This is a genomic window from Alteromonas infernus, from assembly GCF_902705815.1.
In genome coordinates this window covers 1-24,240 of record NZ_CACSIG010000039.1, presented here as the reverse complement: position 1 = coordinate 24,240, position 24,240 = coordinate 1, and the positions used below count along the sequence as shown (strand labels likewise).

The window sequence follows — 24,240 nt, the reverse complement described above, 5'->3', positions numbered from 1 at the left end:
CATCAACATGACGAGTTGGTGCAGTGCACGCAGCCCCTTAGCAAGCTATGCGATGCCAAACAGTTGGTTCGATGAGCTCGGGCTAATGAACTTGGAGAATGTTGCAACGGGATATGTGTTTAGCCATTACGCTAAATAACTATGTACATGAGCCGTATACGAGGCCCGTATGTACGGTTCTGTGAGAGGGATGAGGCGGTGACGCCTCACCCTACTCGATACTTTAAATGTTGGGTTAATCCCAAATACCGTCTTCTGATTTACCCTGTATTTCGCAGTCACCCGCTTTGTATTCCATGTTTGCGCCAGTGTCTTTTTTCTTGAAGTAATCCTTACTGATAGACACAATCGTAGGTGTCATCCACACAATGGCGATAATGTTAATTACTGTCATTAAGCCCAACGCCATATCGGCCATGGCCCATACTTGAGGCAGTGCTGCCTGAGCACCCCAATAAATCATACCTAAATAACCTATGGTATAAGCCGCACGGCCTATTTTGTTATCTAGCTTGAACATGTGCAGGTTACTCTCGCCATAGGCGTAGTTTGCGACTACTGAAGTGAAAGCAAACAAGCTAATGGCGGCTGCCACGAAGTCGGTACCACCTTCACCTAGGTGACTGCTCATGGCATCTTGTGTTAGGCGAATGCCTTCCATTTGATCAGAGCTTGAACCGCCCGCTAGCAGAATAATAAACGCCGTAGACGTACACAATATTAGTGTGTCTAAGAAAACACCTAGCATCTGAATGTAACCTTGCGATACCGGGTGGTTAGGGTTTGGAACCGCACTTGCCGCTGCGTGCGGTACAGAGCCGCTACCCGCTTCATTTGAATAGAGGCCACGCTGGATTCCATTTTTAATGGCAGCACCTAATGCACCGGCACCTGCTTCCTGTAAACCAAATGCTGATTTCACGATATCAAGCAGCATGGCCGGAAGTTCTGAAATATTGATAAAGGTAATAGCCAATGCCACAAGCACGTAGCCAATGCCCATAAACGGCACGACAAACTCAGCAAAGCGCGCAATGCCTCGTAAACCACCTACAACAATTAAGGCGGCGAGTGCAATAATGGCTAAGCCCACATATTCACTGGGAAACGAGTAAGCGTTGTTTAGTGCATCGGTAATAGTATTAGCTTGAACAGCACTGAAAACAAACCCGTAGCCAAAGAACAAACAAAGCGAGAAAGCGACAGCTAACCAGGTTTTATTGAGCCCTTGCTTGATGTAGTAAGCAGGGCCGCCACGGAACTCGCCGTTTTCGTCACGTACTTTGTATAGCTGGCCTAACACACTTTCAGCAAAACCGGTGGCCATACCTAGAAGGGCTATCATCCACATCCAAAAAATTGCGCCAGCGCCACCTAGTGATATAGCAACTGCAACGCCAGCTAAGTTACCGGTACCCACGCGAGCCGATAAACTGGTACACAAAGCTTGGAATGAACTTATGCCGTCTTTACTAGAGGTGTTACTGCCCTTCAGTAGGCTGAACATATGACCGAAGTGCCTAAGCTGCACACCACCAAGTTTTACGGTAAACCAGATACCACATGCAAGTAGCATGATTATAAGTACCTGGCCGTCTCCCCACAGAATATTGTTAACTAATGAAACGAATTCGTTTATCACGCACTTTCCTTCGTTATTGTTTTAATTATTGCTCGGCGTGTAAATATGAACTGAACATGACAGGTGCGTTGTCAGAACAAACGTAAGCTTTATGCAAAACGGTATTTGCTAAAACGTTGAGTATGCCGAGCTATATCGATAAAGCCCAATACTAGCACGACAATTAAATGATTGGACAATGAAAACGTACTGAAACTATGACGTTTTATGCTCGTATATAGAAAATTTATTCATTTAAAGGGGAAGGGAAAAGCAACGCTATAAAAGAATGCCAATATAAACAAAAAAACCGCTCAAAAGAGCGGTTTTTTCAAAAATATGGCTGGGGTAACAGGACTCGAACCTATGAATGGCGGGATCAAAACCCGCTGCCTTACCAACTTGGCTATACCCCAATTTGGTGCGGAAGGAGAGACTTGAACTCTCACGCCGTGAAGCACTGGAACCTAAATCCAGCGTGTCTACCAATTCCACCACTTCCGCGCAGCTAGACTTTCCTAAAAGAGACAATAGAGAATTGGTGGCTACGGCGAGATTCGAACTTGCGACCCCATCATTATGAGTGATGTGCTCTAACCAACTGAGCTACGTAGCCTTGCTATTCTCTTCCCTCTCAGGAAGTGGCGCGTATTATGCGTATATGACTGGCAACCGTCAACCCCTTTTTTACTAACTTTTTTTAAATGCTCATTAAGTGTGCGCATTAGGGTGAAATACACACAAAAAGCGGTGAAATTGAACAACTTGCAAGGCCTATAGCGGTGTTTCTACCATGCCTTAGTGTCTGTTTTAGTTTGGTAATAGCACAGGTCAATAGGGCGCGGACCATAGGTATTGTCATGAAAAAACGGGTTATCTAGGTTCTTACCTGTATTCGTGCGTTTTTTATATTCTTCGTGTAGTGGCATTTGTACAAAGTAGGGCGTAGCCTTGTCTGAGTGCACGAAAGCCTGCTTGATTTTGCTTTTTTGTGTAATGTTATCCAGCACACCGCCACTTTGCCTATTCCCTCGCGGTAATTTTTGAAGTAGCTCCATGCCTTTAACAACCCGCCCTACTACCGACATGTTTCTGTCTAAGTGGCGGGGTGCTTGACCAAGTACGATATAAAACTCGGTACTCGCGGTATCTTTTTCGCTATTGCGCGCAAAAGCCACAACGCCAGGGCAATGCAGCCCCCACATTTCAGCGCGAGTGCTGTCTATACCCACAGGAAACCCGTCTAAAAAACCTGTGCTCGGCGCAAACATATCGTTAGTTTCCACCACATGCACGTTGCTATTAAGTGGCTGGGTAAATTCAGCATCAATTGTGCTTAGTAACGCGGAGTCAAACTGAGATACATCATGGGTATCATTACTTCCCGCTTGCGCAACAAATCCATCCACTACACGATAAAATGCCTGTTCGTTATAAAAGCCTGCATCGATAAGCTTTTTAAATCGGGCAACGTGTTTGGGCGCTAGGGCAGGGTGTAGCGCAATAACCACGTCGCCGTAAGCCGTAGCAAAGGTCACCGTATTGCTTTTAGGAACCTGATACCAACTCGCGCTATTGCTGTGCAAAATGGCGTTATCTTGTTTTGTTGAATTATCTGAAACGCTCGGTATTTTCTCTTTAACATTACTGCTTATTTGGGTAGTAAGTACTTGGCTTTCGTTGTCTTCTTTGCCAGCAAGCGCAGTATTAGTTAATAAATATAGCGCGGTAATTGCGCCATACACCGTTGAGCAAAATAAGTTTTGCCCCAGTGATGTAGTGTGGTGTGCGTGTTTGGACATATTTTTATGACGTTTAAAGTGCATTCGTAAAGCCTTTTGTTTTTTACAATTTATATCAGGCCAACGTACGCTTAACAATTGTCTGAAACAAACAAAAAAGCCACCTTGCGGTGGCTTTCAAAAAATAGCGTTAACTTCTACACCAGAAGTTACACGTTAAAGCGGAAGTGAATAACGTCGCCGTCTTTAACAATATAGTCTTTACCTTCAAGACGCCATTTACCTGCGTCTTTTGCACCCTGTTCGCCGTTAAACTCAACAAAATGATCGTAGCTTACGATTTCAGCGCGAATAAAGCCTTTCTCGAAGTCGGTGTGAATTTTACCCGCTGCTTGCGGCGCTGTAGACCCTTCTGGGAATGTCCATGCGCGAACTTCTTTTACACCTGCAGTAAAGTAGGTTTGCAGAGTAAGCAAGTTGTAACCTGAACGAATAACACGGTTAAGACCCGGCTCTTCTAAGCCCATATCCTGCATGAATTCTTCACGCTCGTCGTCTTCAAGCTCTGCAATGTCAGATTCAATAGATGCACAAACCGCAACAACCGTAGCGTTTTCACCTGCAGCAATTTCTTTTACTTGATCAAGATACGGGTTATTTTCAAAACCGTCTTCATTAACGTTAGCAATGTACATGGTTGGCTTAAGGGTTAGCATGTTCATGTAGCTAATCGCTTCAAGCTCTTCTTTGCTTAGCTCCAGCGAGCGAAGTAACAAGCCTTCATCTAGATGCGGCTTAATCTTCTCAAGTACTTTCATTTCGTACTTGGCATCAGCATCGCCACCTTTAGCGCGCTTCGCTACGCGATGCAGTGCTTTTTCTGTGGTTTCTAAGTCTGAAAGCGCAAGCTCGGTATTAATAACGTCAATATCATCTTTCGGGCTAACGCGACCTGCAACGTGAACAATGTTTTCATCGTCGAAGCAGCGAACTACGTGACCGATAGCGTCGGTTTCACGAATGTTAGCAAGGAATTTATTACCTAAACCTTCACCTTTAGACGCGCCTTCAACCAAACCCGCAATATCAACGAATTCCATCGTAGTAGGAATGACGCGTTGAGGATTTACGATTTCAGCCAACTTGTCCAAACGAAGATCTGGCACAGGCACTACACCCGTGTTTGGCTCGATGGTACAGAAAGGGAAGTTTGCCGCTTCAATACCTGCTTTTGTTAATGCATTGAAAAGTGTTGATTTACCTACGTTAGGTAGGCCAACAATACCGCATTTAAAACCCATGGTATGGATCCTTAGTTTGGAAAAGTGATAACTGGCTAAGGTTTACACTTTATGCGAGTGTAACCTGTTTTGTGCTTGCTTTAGGTCTTCTTTTAGCAAAATTTCTGTACAGCGTACCGCTTCATCGATGGCACTTTCAATGGCTGTTTTTTCTTCTGCTGACGGTTTTCCTAAGACATGGCCGGTAACGCGGCTTTTATGTCCAGGGTGACCAATACCAATGCGCAAACGCAAAAAGTTCTTGTTATTACCCATTCTTGCCACAATGTCACGCACGCCATTTTGACTTGAGCTACCGCCTACTTTGTATTTTGCCACACCAGGCGGTAAGTCTAATTCGTCAAACGCTACTAATATTTGTTCTGGCTCTATGCGGTAAAAGTTAGCAAGTGCCGCTACGGCTTGACCACTTTTATTCATAAAAGTAGTGGGGTAGAGCAAACGGATATCTTTACCGGCAATAGTAATACGAGCAGTTTTACCGAAGAATTTTGTTTCTGGTTTTAGCGGGGCGTTATAGGTGTCGGCAAGTTGGTTGAGAAACCATTCACCGGCATTGTGTCGGGTATTTTCATATTCGGGGCCTGGATTACCCAGACCCACGATAAGGCGGATATCAGCCAAGAGGATTATTCCTCAGAAGCTGCTTCTTCGCCGTCTTCGTCTGTTTCAGCTGCTTTAGGAGCAGGCTTAACAGTTACAACCGCTAGGTCGTGAGCTTCGTCGTTCTTAGCAAGTTCTACTGAAGAAACGCCAGCTGGAAGGGTTAGGTCAGAAAGGTGTACTGTTTGACCCATTTCAACCGCAGCCATGTCTACTTCGATAAACTCTGGAAGATCTTTAGGCTGACAAGTAACTTCAATTTCAGTTACGTGGTGCTCGGCAATACCGCCAGCTTTAACAGCAGCAGACTTCTCTTCGTTTACGAAGTGAAGTGGAACGTTAGTGTGTACGTCTTCACCAGCGATAACACGTTGGAAGTCAATGTGCATGATCTTTGGCTTGTACGGGTGGCGCTGCATGTCTTTTACTAGAACTTCAACAGGCTTTCCGTCTAGGTTCAAAGTAAGAACGTGAGAGTAGAACGCTTCAAAGTCAGCAGAGTTGTTAACTTTGTTGTGATCTAGTGTGATAGAAACGGGTGCTTCTTCACCACCGTAGATGATACCAGGAAGCTTATCTTCGCGACGTAGGCGGCGGCTCGCACCTTTCCCTAGGTCTGTACGAACAGAAGCGTCTAGGTTAAAAATTGCTTCAGACATTGTCTGTCTCCAATATATAAGTCTAATGGTGTGGGTTTTTGCGACCAAAACCCACTGTTAATTGGCGTTGAAAGCACTTAAATGAAACGCTTATAAAGCAAATTCACTTATTTAAAAGCACAATAAAACACCACCCCAAAATTCAAGGGCGGCGAATTCTAACACCACCTATAAAAACATACAATTATTACGTTTATAAAAAATACAGTTTGGCTTTGTACGCATGCTTTAATATACACGCTCCAGAACAACAATTAATATGCCCATACAAAAAAGCACGCCAAAGCGTGCTTTAGTTGTTTCAATATCCGTTTAGCGGGTAAGTACAATGCGATAGTGCGCTTTACCTTCACGTAATCTGTCTATGGCCTTATTAACGTCTTCAAACTTGAATGTCTCGGTGACAGGCTCAATATCGTGATGCGCCGCAAAGTCTAGCATGGTCTTGATAGTAGCAGGGCTGCCAACCGGCGAACCTGAAACGCTTTTCTGCCCGCCAATTAGATTAAATGCGCCAATGTCCAGCGGCTCTAATGTTGCACCAACGAAATGTAAGCGCCCCTTAGGCGCAAGCGTAGACAGGTATAGGTTCCAATCAAGCTTTACGTTTACCGTTGAAATAATTAAATCGAATCGCCCCTGAGCCTTTTTAATTTCATCTTCATCGCGACTATTAATCGTTTCTGACGCACCTAGCGATAGCGCCTCTTTTTCTTTTGACTCGCTAGAGGTGAAGGCTACGACTTTACAGCCCCATGCATTCAAAAATTGCAGGGCAAGGTGACCTAATCCGCCGATACCCACAACGCCAACCTCGCTTGTCGGGCTAATATTAAATTGTACCAGGGGGTTAAACACGGTAATGCCACCGCAAAATAAAGGTCCAGCTTTGGTGCTGTCTATCGATTCAGGTAAGGGGATAACAGCACGTGCCTGAGCGCGAACTTTGTCGGCGAAGCCACCGTGACGACCGCCAATGGTCATAGTCGCGCCGGCACATAAGTTGTGGTCACCCGCTTCACATGTTCGACAGCTATTGCAATAACTCGCGTGCCACCCTAACCCTACTCGCTGACCCACTTTCAATGATGTGACGTGGTCACCAATCTTACTTACTGTACCCACTACTTCATGTCCTGGTACGAAAGGAAACTCTGTTATTCCCCATTCATTATCCAGCATGCTTAAATCACTATGGCATATGCCACAGCTTTCAACGTCTATTTCAACGTCATGAGCACCAAGCTCACCGGGGTCGTATTCAAACTTCTCCAGCTTTCCACCGGCTTCTTTCGCTGCATATGCGTTTATCATTAATCTGTCCTTTTAGTGTTGATAAGGTCCTGCTGAGCAAAATGGCCCGCAGGTCCTCGGTACTCAGCGTACAATTCAGTTATCAAATTGCTACACTGCTCACTAAAAACTCGATCACTTAGTGGGTAGGCTATCAATGACCTTACTGGTATCCAATACCTTTACCGACGTCACTTGTAATACGGTGCCAAATTGAGTGAAGGTCATCAAATCAGGCTTGGGCGTGCCTTTAACTTCAACAATAAGACCATTCTTTTGATATGTTTCATCTAGACCGTGCAGGGTGTAACGGTCACCGTTCTCGGCAATAAAGGCATAAAAGCCGCCTTCAAGGTCTTTGTAAAAGATGCTGCCCTTCATTGTTACTTCACCTTTTGCATCGGCTTCCACAGCTTCCGCTTGTGTTACTGGTTCAGCGACGAGCTCTTTAGGTAAATCTTCATCGTTTTGCTGAATTTGTTCTTTTTTGTCAGTCATCGCAAGGTTCTCTTTCTTTTCTTCTTCTGCGCAGGCGCCTAGCAATGTCATAGACGCCAAGATAAGTACTAAGTTGAGTCGGTTAGTTTTCATTTTTTATTTCCTTTACCACGTAGTAGTACATTTATAATTTGTTGGGCTTGCAAAACGCAATTAACAAGCGCAACGTCATGCCGATCATTTATCTTTACTATGCTGCCTAGTCTTCCACGACGCCTAAGTAATTTCTACAAAAAATAAGTTGATTCATACACTTTTTTCACATTACTGATTTTACAAATCGTCTCCTACCCCAACGCTTTTACGTTTACCTTATACTCGGTTAGGGGTCGCTAAAATGCGCTAATCGACCCCGAGGTTTATTGTGACTATAAAGTGTTTTAACAACCTATGAATAGTCGGCTTAAACATATCGCAAAGCAAGATAAGTATATGATTTTCTTTATTTATTAAAGGCTTTCTTTTTTAAGTGAGTTTTCAATGAAAAATAGGCAATAATGTTGACGCGAAGTGATAGAGAAAGGCGTTTATCTGCTTCAACATTAGCGCCGCATTATTGCTACCTTTGTGGTTGGCATAGAGTCTGCTTCAACCTAAGTGAGTAATGACAACGAAAGCGTGTAAAAGGTTACATACTTTGTTGTCCGATAACGTACTAGTCATTTTACGTTAGGCTAAACGCCTAAATGGAGTGAATACCGTTAATAGTTGAAATGCTGTTAGCAGTTAACCCGTACGGCAACGTTTTTAAGGAGAGAAAATGAAGCATTTAAGCAAAATTTTAGCTGTATCGAGTTTGGCTCTTGCTGCAAGCGCCTGTGATGTGAATAAGACAGAGGAAGGCGAAATGCCTGATGTCGACGTAGATGCTGGCGAAATGCCAGAATACGAAGTAAAGAAAACAGAAGAAGGCGAATTGCCTGAGGCCGATATTGACGGTGGTGAACTACCGGAATATGAGGTAGACACGATGGATGTTGACGTGGATACAGAAACGAAGGAAGTTGAAGTGCCCGTGGTTGACGTTGAAATGCCTGAAGAAGACGACGATGACTCAGGTAACTAATTAGCGACCGTGCATAGACATTTTAGCGCCTGTGCATAGACATATGTAAAAAAGCGAGTGAAGTGGTCCGTTATAAGTGCCAGTTCACTCGCTTTTTAAATCTTATCGTTTGATGTTTAGTATTCAAACATCGCTGAAATTGATTCTTCGTTGCTAATACGACGAATAGTTTCAGCAAGCATTTCAGATAGTGTAAGCTGTTTAACTTTACCGATTTGCTTCATATCTGCGCTTAAAGGAATAGAGTCAGTCACGATAATCTCGTCAATAACCGATTCTTTAAGGTTGTTTGCCGCATTACCAGAGAAAATAGCGTGGGTAGCGTAAGCATAAACGCGACGAGCGCCATGTGCTTTAAGCGCTTCTGCTGCTTTCGCTAGCGTGCCGCCCGTATCAATCATGTCATCCACAATAATACAGTCTCTGTCTTTAACGTCACCGATAATATTCATTACCTGAGCCACGTTCGCCTTCGGACGACGCTTATCGATAATTGCTAGATCTGTGTCATTAAGAAGTTTAGCCGTAGCACGCGCACGTACAACACCGCCAATATCTGGAGAAACAACAACAGGATCGGCGAAATCACGTCTTACCATATCAGCAAGAAGGATAGGCGTACCGAACGCGTTATCTACAGGAACGTCAAAGAAACCCTGAATCTGTTCAGCGTGTAGGTCGATAGTCAATACGCGGTCTACGCCAACATTTGACAGGAAATCAGCCACTACTTTTGCAGTAATTGGCACCCTAGCTGAACGAACACGACGGTCTTGACGTGCATAACCAAAGTATGGAATTACCGCTGTAATACGACCAGCTGATGCGCGACGCAATGCATCGATCATCACAATAAGTTCCATTAGGTTATCGTTAGTAGGCGCGCACGTAGATTGGATAATAAAAACGTCCGAGCCACGGACGTTTTCATGAATTTCTACGCTGATTTCACCGTCACTGAAACGGCCAACTTTGGCATTTCCAAGTTTGGTGTAGAGGCGATCGGCAACTTTCTGGGCAAGTTCTGGTACGGCATTACCTGCAAAGAGCTTCATATCTGGCACAAGTGGTTCCTCAGTGCGTTGATAAAAGAGGTTTGGCTGGGGTAGCAGGACTCGAACCTACGAATGGCGGGATCAAAACCCGCTGCCTTACCAACTTGGCTATACCCCAATTTTTAAGTTCTTGTCCGATGTGGCGTACACGCTATCTTTGTTGTTCTAATTTGTCTAATAGTGGTGAGCGATTTACACCTTTTGCGACAAAACTCTGCCAAGTATCAGGCATTTTGGCCCTAACTTGTTCGGCTAAAGTGTAGTCAGAAAAAGTGGCAAACACGCTTGCACCTGTGCCCGTCATTCGCGACGGTGCGTAGTGTACCAACCACTGTAATAATTTTGCAACTTCAGGATAGCGATTAACGACTAATTGCTGACAATCATTGCGAGTTTTTTCAAATTCGTAGTCTTCCCAACGTATTGCCGGTGTATTTCTCGGCAAATCTGGCGAGGTGAAAACGTCAGCAGTGCTGATATGAACATTAGGCGTTGCAACTAAAAAGTAGTGTTCCTGTTGTGGGGCAGGGGTAATGTCTTCACCTACGCCAGCGGCAAATGCGGTTAAACCACGCACGAAAATGGGAACGTCAGCGCCAAGCGTTAACCCTAACGCCGACAATTCATCTTCACTAAGGCCGGTTTGCCACAGGTGATTAAGGGCAACCAAGGTAGTAGCAGCATTAGACGACCCGCCGCCAATGCCACCGCCCATAGGAAGGCGCTTATTCAACGAGATAACCGCACCTTTATTACATTGTGTTTTCTGTGCAAGTAATCGGGCCGCCTTGATAATGAGATTATCGTCGTCCGATACACCTTTTAACGGTATATTCATACGAATGGTGGGCGCGTTTCCCTCGGTACGTTCTTTGTCTGTGCCACTTGCCGCACTACAAGTAACGTCAAACGCCAGCTCATCGCCATAATCAAGCATTTGAAACAAGCTTTGTAGCTGATGGTATCCGTTGTCGTATCGGCCAAGTATATGCAGGAAAAGGTTTAGTTTCGCTGGGGAAGGCCACCAATCTTTTTGTTTTGTTTCTGATGAATTCACTACAGATTCCACTGATATATTTTAATTTTTAGCTGGGTATGCGCTGTGCTCGAAGCGGCGTCTTGCGTAAGGCTGATACTGTGGGGAAGCCAAACTGAGTCACCGTTGGCCATTTTAACGCTGCCGTAGTTTCCATAGGAAACTTTCCAGTTTTGACATGTTTTACAGTCGCTTTCTAACGTATCAACCAGCCCTTTTTCCGTTAGGGTAAATTTGTCGCCCTTAATAGGCAAACCCTTAACCCAAGATAAAAGTGGTTTAACGGGAATAACCATGCCGGTTATTTGATAGATGAGCGGTTCGGGAAGGGCGTCCACATAGGTTTCGCCGTCGGCTTCCAAGGTAGAGCCTTTATCCGACACATTTAATGAAACTAAGCTCACACCAAGAAAATTGGTTAATCGGAAATCAAAATCACCAGAATCGTTTTTCCAGACTAAATTAAGACTGGCCGCCTCTTTACCTTGGCGAAAGGCAATTTTTCCACGCATTTGCCACTGGTGCACATCGGCAACTTTTTCTAGCTGAGCCGTGAGGTTTACCGCATTTTCAGGGCCTTTGGGGGCAGTGGTACACGCGCTCAGAACAAAGCAAAGGGTGAACAAAATCGAAAATAAGCGAATCATTAAGGCCGAGTACCTGTTTAAAAATAAAACACATTTAGTTGTGCCATTATGGGAACACAGTTTCACCAACACTTTCAATCATTTTGGGTTTTTCGTACAATGCCGCTCCGACGTTGCCAGCACAGATTTTAATGACTTTACTCGCCCTCGGTATTAACCACAAAACAGCACCAGTAGCACTTCGCGAAAAAGTGGCTTTTACACCAGATTCTCTGGTGGAAGCGCTTGCGAGCTTAAAAAAGTTAGACGGTGTAGAAGAGTCGGTCATTGTTTCTACTTGTAATCGCACCGAACTTTATGTCAACACGCAAGACGAAAGCGGCCAAAAGCTTCTACATTGGTTAAGTGACTTTCACCATTTAGATGTAGAGGACATTGCAAACAACAGCTATGTTTTAACGCAAGATGAAGCCGTGAAGCATATTATGCGTGTGGCCAGCGGTTTAGACTCGCTTATTTTGGGTGAGCCGCAAATTTTAGGGCAAGTAAAACAAGCTTTCGGCGATGCCAAGCATTCAGGCATGATAAACAGTGAGTTTGATAAGCTGTTTCAGCATACGTTTTCCGTTGCCAAGCGCGTGCGAAGCGAAACGGATATTGGTGCAAATGCAGTGAGTGTGGCTTATGCCGCAGTACAGCTGGCAAAACACATCTTCGCCGAGTTACCTAAACGCTCGGTATTATTAGTGGGTGCGGGTGAAACCATAGAGTTGGTCGCGCAGCATTTGAAAGAGCAGGGCGTTAGTTGTTTGGCCGTGGCAAACCGAACAGTGGCGCGCGCAGAGGCGTTAGCAGAAACGTTAGACGCCAGTGTGTATACCTTGTCACAAGTGCCAGAGCATCTTAAAGACTTCGATATTGTGATAAGCTCGACGGCTAGCCAACTGCCGCTGATAGGCAAAGGCATGGTAGAAAAAGCACTTAAACAGCGCAGAAATATGCCGATGTTTTTGGTTGACCTTGCTGTTCCACGGGATATTGAATCGGAAGTTAACGAGTTAGGCGATGCCTATCTTTATACCGTTGATGACTTACAGCACATTGTTCAAAAGAACTTAGAAAACCGCGAACAAGCCGCAAAAGAAGCGGAAAAACTCATCGACAAACAAGCTGGCGACTACATGACATGGAAACAGTCGCAGCAATCGATAGATTTAGTTAGACAATATCGCCAAAAAGGCATGGCACAGCGTGACGATATTGTAGAAAAAGCCAAGGCGCAGTTAGCAGAAGGCAAAAATGCCGAAACAGTACTAGAAGAAATGGCGTATAAACTAACCAATACGCTGTTGCACCCTACGACGTTGGCGTTACGCGAAGCTGCCATGCACGATGACCCGGCATTAAGCCGCTGGATGGGACAGGCATTAGATTTATCTGACTTTTCGTCAGACAATAATAAATAAGGTAATAAAAAGCATATGAAAGAGTCGGTAGTTAGGAAACTCGAACACTTAGTCGAGCGTTTCGAAGAAGTTCAGGCGCTGTTAGGCGACCCTGAAGTTATCGGCGATCAAGATAAGTTTCGCAACTTGTCCAAAGAGTTTAGCCAGTTAGAAGATGTTGTTGCCGGGTTTAATGCCTATCAACAGGCACAAGAAAACTTGGCATCTGCGCAAGAAATGCTAAATGAAGACGACGCCGAGATGCGCGAAATGGCACAAGAAGAGATGAAAGAAGCGAAGGGCGAAATAGAGCGCCTTGAAACTGAACTTCAAGTCTTGCTTTTGCCTAAAGATCCTAACGACGATAATAACTGCTTCTTGGAAATCCGCGCTGGGGCGGGTGGTGATGAGGCGGCTATTTTCGCCGGTGACCTTTTCCGTATGTACAGTCGTTATGCAGAGAGTCGCGGTTGGCGTGTAGAGTTGGTGAATGCAAACGAAAGCGAACACGGCGGCTACAAAGAAGTGGTTGCTAATGTTAGTGGTGATGGCGTTTACGGTGTGTTGAAATTCGAATCAGGCGGTCACCGCGTACAGCGCGTACCAGAGACCGAGTCACAAGGGCGTATTCATACCTCCGCGTGTACCGTTGCGGTACTGCCAGAAATTCCTGAGTCAGAAGCCATTGAAATTAACCCAGCAGAGCTTCGAATCGATACATTTCGTGCATCTGGTGCTGGTGGTCAGCACGTTAATAAAACTGACTCAGCTATCCGTATTACTCACTTGCCAACAGGCTTAGTGGTTGAATGTCAGGACGAGCGTTCGCAGCACAAAAACCGTGCTAAAGCGATGTCAGTACTGCAAGCTCGCCTAAACCAGATTGAAGAAGAAAAACGCGCTGCAGAAGAGGCGTCTACCCGTAAGAGCTTAGTGGGTAGCGGCGATCGTTCTGAGCGTATTCGCACTTATAACTTTCCCCAAGGTCGCGTTACCGATCATCGTATCAACTTAACCATCTATCGATTAGATGAAGTGGTAGAAGGCGATTTGAAGCAGCTTGTCGACCCCATTCTGCAAGAGCATCAAGCCGACTTGTTGGCGTCACTGTCTGACGAATAACATGCGTATAGACCAAGCCCTTGCTTGGGCGGTAAAGCAGTTAGAGGGTGGTGAGTCACCCTCTGTCGATGCGAAAGTTATGTTGGCTGACATTCTGGGTAAGTCCCAAACCTACCTTTTTACCTGGCCTGATAAAACCCTAACCCCCTCCCAAATTGCGCAATTTGAAGACGCAATTGAAAGACGCAGAGCCGGAGAGCCTGTTGCCTACATTATTGGTAAACGAGACTTTTGGACTCTCTCGTTGTTTACGTCGTCTCACACACTTATTCCACGCCCTGATACCGAGGTGTTGGTTGAACACGTGATTAACTGGGCGACAGGCAATGTCAGCGCCAACACGCCGAATAAGCCACCGTTGTCTATTTGTGATTTAGGGACCGGAACAGGTGCCATTGCACTGGCGCTAGCCAGTGAATTACCCCAAGCATCGGTTATTGGTGTGGACTTTTTACCCGATGCGGTAGCGCTCGCCAAACGCAATGCAAATAGTAACAAAATAGAAAATGCTCGTTTTATGCAAAGCGATTGGTTTAGCGCATTACGGGGCCATACGTTTGACATTATCGTTTCCAACCCGCCTTACATCGACGAAACCAGCCCTTATCTGAATGAAGGGGACGTACGTTTTGAACCGAAAAGCGCGTTAACGTCTGGCGATTCGGGGCTAAGCGACATCAAGCACATCATATCTCATGCTTCCACATACCTTAATAGTAATGGGTTGTTAGCTTTTGAGCATGGTTTTGACCAGGGCGATGCGGTGAAAGCACTGCTTCAAACATCAGGTTTTGTAAACGTGAAAACAATCAAAGACTACGGTAATAATGACCGGGTTACCTTAGGCCAGTGGCCGTAACAGGTTATTGTCTTTTCTCATCGCTACCCCGTTGTGGCTACATTAAATGTGCAAACTTGCTAATATTTCGTTTTGCATTAGTATTTGATAGTCAAACTGTTTGGCAAAAGCGCTAAGTTAAAAAAAACCTTACACTACAGGACGTACCAGATGAATGATGACTTTCTTTTCGCTGATGACGATAATGAAAACGAACAAGAAGATCTCGGTAGCTGGAAGGTCCTAATTGTTGACGATGAGCCAGAAGTACATGCGGTTACCAAACTTGCGCTAAACGATTTTAGTTTAAACGGCAAAACGTTGGAATTTGTAAGTGCCTACAGCGGCGAAGAAGCTAAGGCTATTTTCAAAGCACATAACGACATAGCCGTTGTTTTACTTGATGTTGTAATGGAAGCCGACGACGCAGGCCTTCAGGTTGCAGACTACATTCGAAACGAACTTGATAATCACTTTACTCGCATCATTTTAAGAACCGGCCAGCCAGGTCAAGCCCCTGAAAAAGACGTCATCATCAACTACGATATTAACGACTACAAATCTAAGACAGAACTCACTGCACAAAAGCTTTTTACCGTTATTATCGCGGCCCTTCGCTCGTATCGAGACATTATTGTTATCGAAGAAAACCGGCGGGGACTAGAGAAAATCATCGATGCTTCAGTGGATTTATTTTCGTCTCGTTCACTTGAAAGGTTTATGCAGGGCATTATTCAACAGCTCGCCTCTATTCTTGGATGTTCAAAGGATGCGGCTTACATTACAACAGCCGTAGCGACAACATCGCGCACAATAAACGCGTTCAATAGTCACATTGGCGAAGATGAATTGTATGTATTTGCCGGAAATGGCGAGTATGCCAGTAAAGAGGGCGTGCCGCTCAAAGAGGCGATCAGCGCGCAAGAGTATGCCCTATGTGTTAAAGCAATGCGGGAAAAGCAGATTGTTTATGCTGACGATCACGTGGTCGCATACTGCAATAGTAAAAGTCACAACGGTGCGCTTCTGTATCTTTCTGGGTTGCCGCGCCGAATAGGCGAGAGTGACCGACATTTAGTAAAACGCTTTTCTGATAGCGTGCAGCTGGCCTTCGACAATGTGTTAAAAACTGTTGATGTGGAAGCCACGCAAAAAGAGATTATAGAGCGTTTAGGCAAAGCGCTAGAACATGAGGCCCATGGCTCGAATAATTTAACAAGAATGGTAGAAATGGCCCAAGTGCTAGCGCAAAAGGTAGGGCTTAATGAACCCGAGGCACATGCATTACGCCTTGCGGTACCACTTCTTGATATTGGTACCTCAATAGTACCTAAGTCTATACTTCAGAAATCGTCGCCTTTATCCGACGAGGAAGTGTTTAAAATTAGGCAACACGCCGAATTCGGTTATCAAATCTTACAAGATTCAAGTCGTCCTACCATCCAGATGGCGGCCATGCTTGCCAAGCAACACCATGAAAGGTGGGACGGTAAAGGCTATCCAGAGGGACTAAAAGGGGAAGAAATCGACATTAGAAGTCGTATTGCCACCTTAGTTGATGTATTTGATGCGCTGTTAAATGAGCGCCCTTACAAGCCTGCGTGGACCATAGATAAAGTAGTAGCTGTATTACAAGAGGAAAACGGTAAACACTTTGACCCCCAGCTCGTTGAGTACGTACTTGAGGACTTACCTGCATTTATAGCAATACAAGCGCGTTATCCCAATAAGACGTAGCCCATCTTTAAAACAAAGGAAAGTGCGTTATTTACATTATTTTATACGCTACAATATGCCCTGAAACAGGCGCTAAACAAACAATAAAACAGGTGCTAAAAAGCACCTGTTTTTATTTGAAGCTGACTGCACATAAATTATAACTTAATTTGGCTTACGTCTTATAAAGATACAATTTATAACAGTAATAGGCCGCATACTTATAAAAATAGGAATTAGATATGTACATGATGGCAAAACACCTCCACTTGACTGCTGTAGGCTTAAGTATCTTATTTTTTATCTTCCGCTTTATTTGGAGTCAGTTCGACGCCACGGCGTTGTCTAAAAAATGGGTTAAAATTCTTCCCCACATTATTGATACCGTTTTACTTGCCAGCGCGATATGGCTGTGCTTTATCCTGTCTCAGTACCCAATAGTTAACCCGTGGCTTACGTTTAAAGTTATAGGCGTAGTGCTTTACATTGTTTTTGGCTTGTTTGCGCTTAAAAAAGCCAAAACAGCCCTGGCTAAATGGGGCTTTTTCGTGGCAGCGCTGGCTGTACTCATGGCAACGGCCATGGTCGCGGTTACCAAACAACCTCTTTTTTAAGATTAAAGGGAAAATAAATAATGTCTGAATCTCAACAGATTATTAATGTTGGCAACGTAGAGGTGGCAAATCACTTGCCGTTCGTACTTTTCGGTGGAATGAATGTGCTTGAGTCTCGGGATCTTGCCATGCGTATTGCCGAGCATTATGTTGAAGTTACCCAGAAACTGAATATTCCTTACGTTTTCAAAGCGTCCTTTGATAAAGCAAACCGTTCATCGGTAACCTCTTACCGCGGTCCGGGTATGGACGAAGGCCTTCGCATTTTCGAAGAAATCAAGTCGACGTTCAATGTGCCTCTTATCACTGACGTACACGAACCGCATCAAGCCGCGCCAGTAGCGGACGTGGTTGACGTAATTCAGTTGCCTGCATTTTTAGCGCGTCAAACTGATTTGGTTGTTGCGATGGCAAAAACAGGTGCTGTAATTAACGTTAAAAAGCCACAGTTCTTAGCGCCCCATGAAATGCGTCATATCATTGGCAAGTTAGGGGAAGCTGGCAACGATAACGTTATCCTTTGTGAACGCGGCAGTTGCTTTGGCTACAACAACCTTGTAGTGGATATGTTGGGTATGGACGCAATGAAAGAATATGCGCCAGTAATATTTGACGCGACGCACGCGTTACAGATGCCGGGGGGACGTGCAACTTCAGCGGATGGACGCCGTGCTCAGGCGGCTCAGTTAGCGAGAAGTGGCATGGCTTTAGGGCTAGCAGGGCTATTTATTGAAGCTCACCCAAATCCAGATGAGGCATTGTGCGATGGACCGTGTGCATTACCGCTTGCAAAGTTGGAGCCGTACTTACAGCAAATGAAAGCGCTAGATGAGTTGGTAAAAGGGTTCGACGCGTTAGATACGAGTAATACCTAAGCAAACATGATGGCGTATGCCGGTGCAAGCACCGGCATGCGTATCAGGTGTGTGAGTAGCTTATTCTGCTTCCGTTGCCTCTGTAGCGATTAAGCGCTCTTCACTTTTTGTCATAGCTAACAGGTTCTTGTGAAGCTGAACCTGAATCTCTTCAGCAAGAATTGCTTTCGATTGTTTTTTCACAACGATGTGCGCATCGTTTTCTGGCAAAACATCAGCCATTTTAACGCTGGTCATTGCCGTGTTGATTAATGATTGTAGATTGATCTTTTCTGGCTGTGCGTTAGCATTTGCAGCAGCACTTGCGAAAGCCATTACCGAAACACTGGCAAGTAGTAGTTTTTTCATTTTCACACCTAATAAAAATAATTAATAAATTGTTGGTTAATGTTAATGCGCTTAACAATTAATCATCATAAAATGCTGAAATTAAATGTCGTTTCTTAATTTCGGGTAAATTATAGACAGTTGGTGGTGAAAAATAAAACGAGCAAAAGTATGGGGTGTCATTAGAAAAACTAATGCATCTGTCATGCTTCGGTCACACTGGATTAAAAACATTTTATGCACCGACGTTTACCCCCTCTAAACGCTTTGAAAGCATTTGAAGCAGCGGCCCGCCATTTGAGCTTTACCAAAGCGGCAGATGAGCTGTTTGTTACGCAAGCTGCCGTAAGTCATCAGATAAAGGCACTTGAAGATTTTTTATCGATGAAGCTGTTTTTGCGACGCAATAGAACGCTGCTGTTAACTGAAGAGGGGCAGGCGTACTTTTTAGAACTCAAAGACATCTTTAAAAACTTGCAAGACGCTACCGAAAGGCTGCTTGCTAAAGGAAGTAAGGGCGCCATTACTGTTGCTATGCCACCGAGCTTTGCAAGCCAATGGCTGGTGCCGCGCATTCACAAGTTTAGTTTGGCGCACCCAGATATTGACGTTCGTATAAAAGCCGTCGACTTTGACGAGGGCTTTTTGGAAGATGACGTAGACGTGGCGATATACTACGGCAAGGGGCGCTGGGCTGGGCTTCAAGCCGACCAGCTGCACAAGGAATTTCTAACGCCGCTATGCTCACCATTGCTTTTTCAAGGCCCTAAGCCCTTGTCGAGCTTGTCTGATTTACGCCATCACGTATTGCTTCACGACTTAAGCCGCACGGCTTGGAAAAATTGGTTGAAGCACGTGGGCGTGGTTGGCGTTAATGTGAACCAAGGCCCAGTTTTCAGCCACTCAATGCTGGTATTGCAAGCTGCCGCACTAGGTCAAGGCATTGCGTTAGGGAATACGGTTTTAGCAAGGCCAGAAATTGAAGCAGGTCGCCTAGTCATGCCGTTTGAAGAAAGAGTAGAGAGTCGAGATGCATTCTATTTAGTGTGCGAAGAATCACAAGCTGAACTGGGTAAGATTGCGGCATTCAGAGACTGGATCTTAGCGTTAGTGGAAGCAGAACAAGAGGACCTGTTGTAATTATGACAACTGTGGACAACAAAGCCGAATCACACACTTTCGATATTGAAGTGCATCACGCGAATAATCCTGTTGCCTGTCTCGTTTTAGGGCATGGTGCTGGCGCGGGCAAAGAGCATGACTTTATGCAAGATATGGCGCAAGCGCTTGTTTCAAAGGGGATCGCTGTGGTGCTTTTTAACTTCCCTTACATGCAAACTATTAGGTCAACAGGTAAGCGCAGGCCCCCAGATAAGGCAGAAAAGCTTATGGCCCACTTCGATGCGCTGATAGAGCATTGCAGTAAACGTATTGAGGCGCTGCATAATATGCCTGTGTTCATCGGGGGCAAATCGATGGGCGGGCGAATGGCCACCATGGTGTATGAATCGGTAAGCAATGTGAAAGGGGCGATAGCATTAGGCTACCCATTTCACCCCCCAGGCAAGCCTGACAAAACTCGAACAGAACATTTATTATCTGCTACTAAGCCCCTTATTATTATTCAAGGCGAACGAGATACGTTTGGAACAAAAGCTGAAGTAGAAAGTTACGCATTGCCATCAGAAATCCAATGCGCGTTTTTAGAAGATGGCGATCACAGTTTCAAACCGCGAAAGGCGAGCGGCAAGACGCAACAAGAACATATTGAAAAAGCGGCCACACTTACGGCGGCGTTTATTAACCAAGTAGTGAACACATAATTTGATGAAAAACGAGAATCTCAGAGGAGGCGTGCTGGCCAAGCCGTTTCTTTTAGCTGGCGCACTCTTCGCAGGGCTGGCGGTTATATTAGGCGCTTTTGCAGCCCACGGATTAAAAGGGGTGTTAACGGCACAACAGCTAAGTACCTTTGAAACTGGCGTACGCTATCAAATGTACCATGCCTTAGCAGTGCTTCTACTGCCTGCATTATCTAACTATATCTCAAGTAAATGGGTTAATCGTGTCGCGCTATGTTTTGTTATTGGCTGCGTTTTATTTAGCGGAAGTTTATACGCCTTATCAATTAGCGGCATAAAATGGTTTGGACCGATAACGCCACTAGGCGGATTGTTTTTTATCATTGGATGGGCGCTATTACTGGTGGGTCTTTTAGTTACGGGAAATACGGATAGCCAGAGCCAAGGGAATAACCTGCAAGGAGGCGATGATGTCTGATACCAGTATTTTAGCTTATTGCCGCCCAGGCTATGAAAATGACACGGCGAATGAACTTACGTCACGTTATGGCGAAGCCGGTTTTTACGGTTATCCAGTATCAAAGAAAAACAGCGGCTTTGCACACTATCACTTGTATGACGCTGCCCAGCTTGAGCAAACGGTGACACAGTTTGCCGTTCAAGACAGCATCTTTCCTCGCCAGCTAGTGGCTGTATTTGCTGCAATCAATGACGTGGAAAAAGAAGATAGGGTGGGCCAAGTGCTTGATGCCCTGAAAGAGGTAGAAAAGCCGTTTTCTATCTTTGGCGCTGTTGATGTGGAATACCCTGACACCGAGGAAGGGAAAACCCTTGCTAAATTTTGCCGCAAGTTTACTGTGCCACTGCGCCAAGCTTTGAGGAAAGCGGGGTGGCTAACCGCTAAAGAAAATTTGGGCAAACCTAAACTACATATTTTCTTTGCGTCATTTGAAATTTGTTATATTGGCTATACATTACCCAGTCACGCTAGCCGCGACCATTTAGGTATTTGCCGTTTGAAGTTTCCCAGTGATTCGCCAAGTCGCTCTACGCTTAAGTTAGAAGATGCACTGGTTAACATGCTAAGCGATAAACAACAATCTAAGGTACTTCGAAGTGGTGGGCGAGCTGTGGACTTAGGGGCGTGCCCGGGCGGCTGGACGTATCAGCTTGTTAAACGAGGGATGTATGTTGAAGCCATTGACAATGGGCTAATAGCCGATAGTTTAATGAGCACAGGGTTAGTTGAACATCATGCAGCAGACGGCTTTACTTATCGACCACAATTTGGTCGTGTAGATCTACTTGTATGTGATATGATAGAACAACCCGATAGAGTAGCGAAGCTGATGGGTGATTGGTTGGTAAAACACTGGGCCACTCATGCTATCTTTAACTTAAAGCTACCTATGAAGCGGCGTTATGAAACAGTAGTTGAAGCCATGACGTCGTTAAATAGCCGTTTAGATGCCCTAGACGATGCATTTGCGGTGAAGGTGAGGCATCTCTACCACGACAGAGATGAAGTTACAGTAACAATTGTTCGCACTTCAAAAGATGAGGTGTGATTTTGTTATTTTTCAAAAAAGTGTCATAACTGTTTAAGTTTTTGATATTTATAGAAAAGAATTAATGCTGGTACGGATTTTAGTAAACGTATTTAAGGTTTATGCTAAAAAAGGTGTAAATCTGGTACAGAAATCCTTTATAATCCGGCCGTTTTTTTACTCTGAACCAATGAAAGTGAACTAATGTCAGACTTATCTCATTACAGAAACATTGGTATTTTCGCCCACGTAGACGCGGGTAAAACTACCACAACAGAACGTATCTTGAAGCTTACTGGTAAAATCCATAAAACTGGTGAGGTTCACGATGGTGAATCAACAACTGACTTCATGGAGCAGGAAGCTGAGCGTGGTATTACCATCCAGTCAGCGGCAACAACCTGTTTCTGGAAAGATCATCGCATGAACATCATCGATACTCCGGGACACGTTGACTTTACAGTTGAAGTATATCGTTCACTTAAAGTACTAGACGGCGGTATCGGTGTATTCTGTGGTTCTGGCGGTGTTGAGCCTCAGTCAGAAACTAACTGGCGTTATGCTAACGAATCTGGCGTAGCACGCTGTATTTTCGTTAACAAACTAGACCGTATGGGTGCAGACTTCTACCGTGTTGTTGGCCAAGTTAAGAAAGTACTTGCTGCTAACCCACTAGTAATGACGCTTCCAATCGGTATCGAAGACGAGTTTACAGGTGTTGTAAACCTTCTAGACATGAAAGCGTACATCTGGGATGACACAGGCCTTCCTGAGAACTACGAAGTAGTAGATATCCCAGAAGATATGGTTGAGAAAGCGAACGAGTACCGTGAGCAACTAATCGAGACTGCTGTTGAGCAAGACGACGACCTAATGATGGCTTACATGGATGGCGAAGAGCCGTCTCTAGAAGACATCAAGCGTTGTATCCGTAAGGGTACTCGTGACCTAGCGTTCTTCCCAACATACTGTGGTTCTGCATTTAAGAACAAAGGTATTCAGCTAGTTCTTGATGCGGTTATCGACTTCCTACCTTCTCCAACAGAAGTAGACCCACAGCCTCTTACAGATGAAGAGACTGGTGAACCTACTGGTGAAGTAGCAACAGTATCTACTGACGAGCCGTTCCGTGCGCTTGCGTTCAAAATCATGGACGACCGTTTCGGTGCCCTAACGTTTATCCGTATCTACTCTGGTGTGCTTAACAAGGGTGACACTATCCTTAACAGCGCCACTGGTAAGACTGAGCGTATCGGCCGTATGGTTGAGATGCACGCTGATGAGCGTACTGAACTTACTTCTGCACAAGCGGGTGACATCCTAGCTGTTGTTGGTATGAAGAACGTTCAAACTGGTCACACGCTATGTGATCCGAAGAATGCTTGTACACTAGAGCCAATGATCTTCCCTGAGCCAGTAATCTCGATTGCTGTTAAGCCAAAAGACAAAGGCGCTAACGAAAAGATGTCTATCGCTATCGGTAAACTAGTAGCAGAAGATCCATCTTTCCAAGTTGAAACAGACGAAGATTCAGGCGAAACCATCCTTAAAGGAATGGGTGAGCTTCACCTTGACATCAAAGTAGACATCTTGAAGCGTACTTACGGCGTTGAACTAGAAGTGGGTCAGCCTCAGGTTGCATACCGTGAAACTATCACGCTACCTGTTGAAGACAGCTACACGCACAAGAAGCAGTCTGGTGGTTCTGGTCAGTTCGGTAAGATTGATTACCGCATCAAGCCAGGCGAAACTAACTCTGGCTTCAAGTTCACATCTACAGTTGTGGGTGGTAACGTACCTAAAGAATTCTTCCCTGCAATCGAAAAAGGTTTCGCAGGTATGATGGAAGTAGGTCCTCTAGCGGGTTACCCAGTACTAGACGTTGAAGTTGAACTATACGACGGTGGTTTCCACGCAGTTGACTCATCAGCAATCGCGTTTGAAATTGCAGCGAAAGGTGCATTCCGTCAGTCAATGCCAAAAGCAGGTCCTCAAATTCTTGAGCCTGTGATGAAAGTTGACGTATTCAGCCCAGAAGACAACGTGGGTGACGTAATCGGTGACCTTAACCGTCGTCGTGGTATGATCAAAGACCAAGAAGCTGGCGCTACTGGCGTTCGCATCAAGGCTGACGTACCTCTATCTGAAATGTTTGGTTACATTGGTCACCTACGTACTATTACATCTGGTCGTGGTCAGTTCTCTATGGAATTCAGCCACTACTCAGCATGTCCTCAGAACGTAGCTGATAAAGTTATTGAAGAAGCGAAAGCACGTAAAGCAGCTAAGTAATTAGCCTTTGCGAGCGTTAGTTAGCTTAAGTTAGCTAACGCTTCGAGATACACTAAAAAGCCGGTCAATAGACCGGCTTTTTTTGTTTGCCCAGCGAAGCTGGCAAACCCGTCAGGTTGAAAGAAACCTGAATCACCCTGACTGAGGGGAAGATAATCCGAATGGCAAGGGCGNTGTTGGCCAACGNNAGGGTCTGAAGGA

23 protein-coding genes and 4 tRNA genes are annotated in these 24,240 nt (G+C 45.0%); 12 read left to right on the top strand and 15 right to left on the bottom strand.

Annotation, left to right across the window (positions count from 1 at the left end; translation table 11 throughout):
• Window positions 1-235 precede the first annotated feature (235 nt).
• The 10 genes from ACX5J7_RS10390 to ACX5J7_RS10345 all read right to left on the bottom strand — a co-directional run bounded on the left by ACX5J7_RS10390 (window position 236) and on the right by ACX5J7_RS10345 (window position 7,810).
• Window positions 236-1,642 carry an alanine/glycine:cation symporter family protein gene (locus ACX5J7_RS10390; RefSeq protein WP_462835903.1) on the bottom strand — a complete coding sequence of 469 codons (1,407 nt, stop codon included), beginning with the start codon at window positions 1,640-1,642 and terminating at the stop codon, window positions 236-238.
• Window positions 1,643-1,961: 319 nt separating this feature from the next.
• Window positions 1,962-2,037 (bottom strand) — tRNA-Gln (locus tag ACX5J7_RS10385).
• Window positions 2,038-2,040: 3 nt separating this feature from the next.
• A tRNA-Leu gene (locus tag ACX5J7_RS10380) sits at window positions 2,041-2,125 on the bottom strand.
• Between the two features lie 35 nt (window positions 2,126-2,160).
• Window positions 2,161-2,237: transfer RNA gene (locus ACX5J7_RS10375), tRNA-Met, on the bottom strand.
• A gap of 172 nt (window positions 2,238-2,409) precedes the next feature.
• Window positions 2,410-3,423, bottom strand: a complete 1,014-nt coding sequence (locus ACX5J7_RS10370) for a peptidylprolyl isomerase (protein ID WP_043960613.1) — start codon at window positions 3,421-3,423, stop codon at window positions 2,410-2,412.
• A gap of 149 nt (window positions 3,424-3,572) precedes the next feature.
• Window positions 3,573-4,664 carry a redox-regulated ATPase YchF gene (gene ychF, locus ACX5J7_RS10365; protein ID WP_012517991.1) on the bottom strand — a complete coding sequence of 364 codons (1,092 nt, stop codon included), beginning with the start codon at window positions 4,662-4,664 and terminating at the stop codon, window positions 3,573-3,575.
• A gap of 42 nt (window positions 4,665-4,706) precedes the next feature.
• Window positions 4,707-5,288 (bottom strand): aminoacyl-tRNA hydrolase, encoded by a 582-nt coding sequence (pth, locus tag ACX5J7_RS10360; RefSeq protein WP_015066817.1) that lies wholly within the window; start codon window positions 5,286-5,288, stop codon window positions 4,707-4,709.
• A gap of 5 nt (window positions 5,289-5,293) precedes the next feature.
• Window positions 5,294-5,926 (bottom strand): 50S ribosomal protein L25/general stress protein Ctc, encoded by a 633-nt coding sequence (locus tag ACX5J7_RS10355; RefSeq protein ID WP_012517994.1) that lies wholly within the window; start codon window positions 5,924-5,926, stop codon window positions 5,294-5,296.
• A gap of 312 nt (window positions 5,927-6,238) precedes the next feature.
• Window positions 6,239-7,240: an NADPH-dependent aldehyde reductase Ahr gene (gene ahr, locus ACX5J7_RS10350; protein WP_015066818.1), complete on the bottom strand. Its 1,002-nt coding sequence runs from the start codon at window positions 7,238-7,240 to the stop codon at window positions 6,239-6,241.
• Window positions 7,241-7,354: 114 nt separating this feature from the next.
• Window positions 7,355-7,810 carry a ribose-phosphate pyrophosphokinase gene (locus ACX5J7_RS10345; protein ID WP_071958944.1) on the bottom strand — a complete coding sequence of 152 codons (456 nt, stop codon included), beginning with the start codon at window positions 7,808-7,810 and terminating at the stop codon, window positions 7,355-7,357.
• 667 nt (window positions 7,811-8,477) lie between these two features.
• On the opposite strand from ACX5J7_RS10345, the gene ACX5J7_RS10340 reads away from it, so the two are divergent.
• Window positions 8,478-8,783, top strand: a complete 306-nt coding sequence (locus ACX5J7_RS10340; protein WP_015066819.1) for a hypothetical protein — start codon at window positions 8,478-8,480, stop codon at window positions 8,781-8,783.
• A 116-nt stretch (window positions 8,784-8,899) separates the two neighbouring features.
• Here ACX5J7_RS10340 and ACX5J7_RS10335 read toward each other — a convergent pair whose 3' ends face one another.
• From ACX5J7_RS10335 to lolB, 4 genes are all read right to left on the bottom strand, one after another.
• Entirely contained in the window at window positions 8,900-9,847 is a 948-nt protein-coding gene (locus ACX5J7_RS10335; protein ID WP_012517998.1) for a ribose-phosphate pyrophosphokinase, read from the bottom strand.
• 33 nt (window positions 9,848-9,880) lie between these two features.
• Window positions 9,881-9,956: transfer RNA gene (locus ACX5J7_RS10330), tRNA-Gln, on the bottom strand.
• Between the two features lie 33 nt (window positions 9,957-9,989).
• Entirely contained in the window at window positions 9,990-10,895 is a 906-nt protein-coding gene (gene ispE, locus ACX5J7_RS10325; RefSeq protein ID WP_498707096.1) for a 4-(cytidine 5'-diphospho)-2-C-methyl-D-erythritol kinase, read from the bottom strand.
• Window positions 10,895-11,521 (bottom strand): lipoprotein insertase outer membrane protein LolB, encoded by a 627-nt coding sequence (lolB, locus tag ACX5J7_RS10320; protein WP_498707094.1) that lies wholly within the window; start codon window positions 11,519-11,521, stop codon window positions 10,895-10,897. Before lolB ends, ispE begins: the two co-directional genes overlap by 1 nt.
• Before the next feature lie 131 nt (window positions 11,522-11,652).
• Between lolB and hemA the strand changes: the two genes are divergently transcribed.
• From hemA to kdsA, 6 genes are all read left to right on the top strand, one after another.
• Window positions 11,653-12,927 carry a glutamyl-tRNA reductase gene (hemA, locus tag ACX5J7_RS10315; RefSeq protein WP_498707092.1) on the top strand — a complete coding sequence of 425 codons (1,275 nt, stop codon included), beginning with the start codon at window positions 11,653-11,655 and terminating at the stop codon, window positions 12,925-12,927.
• A gap of 15 nt (window positions 12,928-12,942) precedes the next feature.
• Entirely contained in the window at window positions 12,943-14,028 is a 1,086-nt protein-coding gene (prfA, locus tag ACX5J7_RS10310; RefSeq protein ID WP_012518002.1) for a peptide chain release factor 1, read from the top strand.
• A 1-nt stretch (window position 14,029) separates the two neighbouring features.
• Window positions 14,030-14,887, top strand: a complete 858-nt coding sequence (gene prmC / locus ACX5J7_RS10305) for a peptide chain release factor N(5)-glutamine methyltransferase (protein WP_498707090.1) — start codon at window positions 14,030-14,032, stop codon at window positions 14,885-14,887.
• A 150-nt stretch (window positions 14,888-15,037) separates the two neighbouring features.
• The gene (locus tag ACX5J7_RS10300) at window positions 15,038-16,603 is read left to right on the top strand and encodes a DUF3369 domain-containing protein (protein WP_498707088.1); all 1,566 of its coding nucleotides are present in this window, start codon (window positions 15,038-15,040) and stop codon (window positions 16,601-16,603) included.
• 221 nt (window positions 16,604-16,824) lie between these two features.
• Window positions 16,825-17,196, top strand: a complete 372-nt coding sequence (locus ACX5J7_RS10295) for a SirB2 family protein (RefSeq protein ID WP_012518007.1) — start codon at window positions 16,825-16,827, stop codon at window positions 17,194-17,196.
• Between the two features lie 20 nt (window positions 17,197-17,216).
• Window positions 17,217-18,071: a 3-deoxy-8-phosphooctulonate synthase gene (kdsA, locus tag ACX5J7_RS10290; RefSeq protein ID WP_498707086.1), complete on the top strand. Its 855-nt coding sequence runs from the start codon at window positions 17,217-17,219 to the stop codon at window positions 18,069-18,071.
• A 60-nt stretch (window positions 18,072-18,131) separates the two neighbouring features.
• On the opposite strand, the gene ACX5J7_RS10285 is transcribed toward kdsA, so the two are convergent.
• Window positions 18,132-18,419, bottom strand: coding sequence for a hypothetical protein (locus ACX5J7_RS10285; protein WP_012518009.1), 288 nt, complete (start codon window positions 18,417-18,419; stop codon window positions 18,132-18,134).
• Between the two features lie 216 nt (window positions 18,420-18,635).
• On the opposite strand from ACX5J7_RS10285, the gene ACX5J7_RS10280 reads away from it, so the two are divergent.
• The 5 genes from ACX5J7_RS10280 to fusA all read left to right on the top strand — a co-directional run bounded on the left by ACX5J7_RS10280 (window position 18,636) and on the right by fusA (window position 24,039).
• Complete coding sequence (locus tag ACX5J7_RS10280) at window positions 18,636-19,538, top strand: transcriptional regulator GcvA (RefSeq protein WP_012518010.1); 903 nt, start codon at window positions 18,636-18,638, stop codon at window positions 19,536-19,538.
• 2 nt (window positions 19,539-19,540) lie between these two features.
• The gene (locus ACX5J7_RS10275) at window positions 19,541-20,221 is read left to right on the top strand and encodes an alpha/beta family hydrolase (RefSeq protein WP_015066825.1); all 681 of its coding nucleotides are present in this window, start codon (window positions 19,541-19,543) and stop codon (window positions 20,219-20,221) included.
• A gap of 4 nt (window positions 20,222-20,225) precedes the next feature.
• Window positions 20,226-20,678, top strand: a complete 453-nt coding sequence (locus ACX5J7_RS10270; protein ID WP_043960483.1) for a DUF423 domain-containing protein — start codon at window positions 20,226-20,228, stop codon at window positions 20,676-20,678.
• Entirely contained in the window at window positions 20,671-21,768 is a 1,098-nt protein-coding gene (gene rlmM / locus ACX5J7_RS10265; RefSeq protein ID WP_348681723.1) for a 23S rRNA (cytidine(2498)-2'-O)-methyltransferase RlmM, read from the top strand. The genes ACX5J7_RS10270 and rlmM overlap by 8 nt, the downstream gene beginning before the upstream one ends.
• A gap of 183 nt (window positions 21,769-21,951) precedes the next feature.
• Window positions 21,952-24,039 (top strand): elongation factor G, encoded by a 2,088-nt coding sequence (fusA, locus tag ACX5J7_RS10260; protein ID WP_020743283.1) that lies wholly within the window; start codon window positions 21,952-21,954, stop codon window positions 24,037-24,039.
• Window positions 24,040-24,240: the final 201 nt, after the last annotated feature.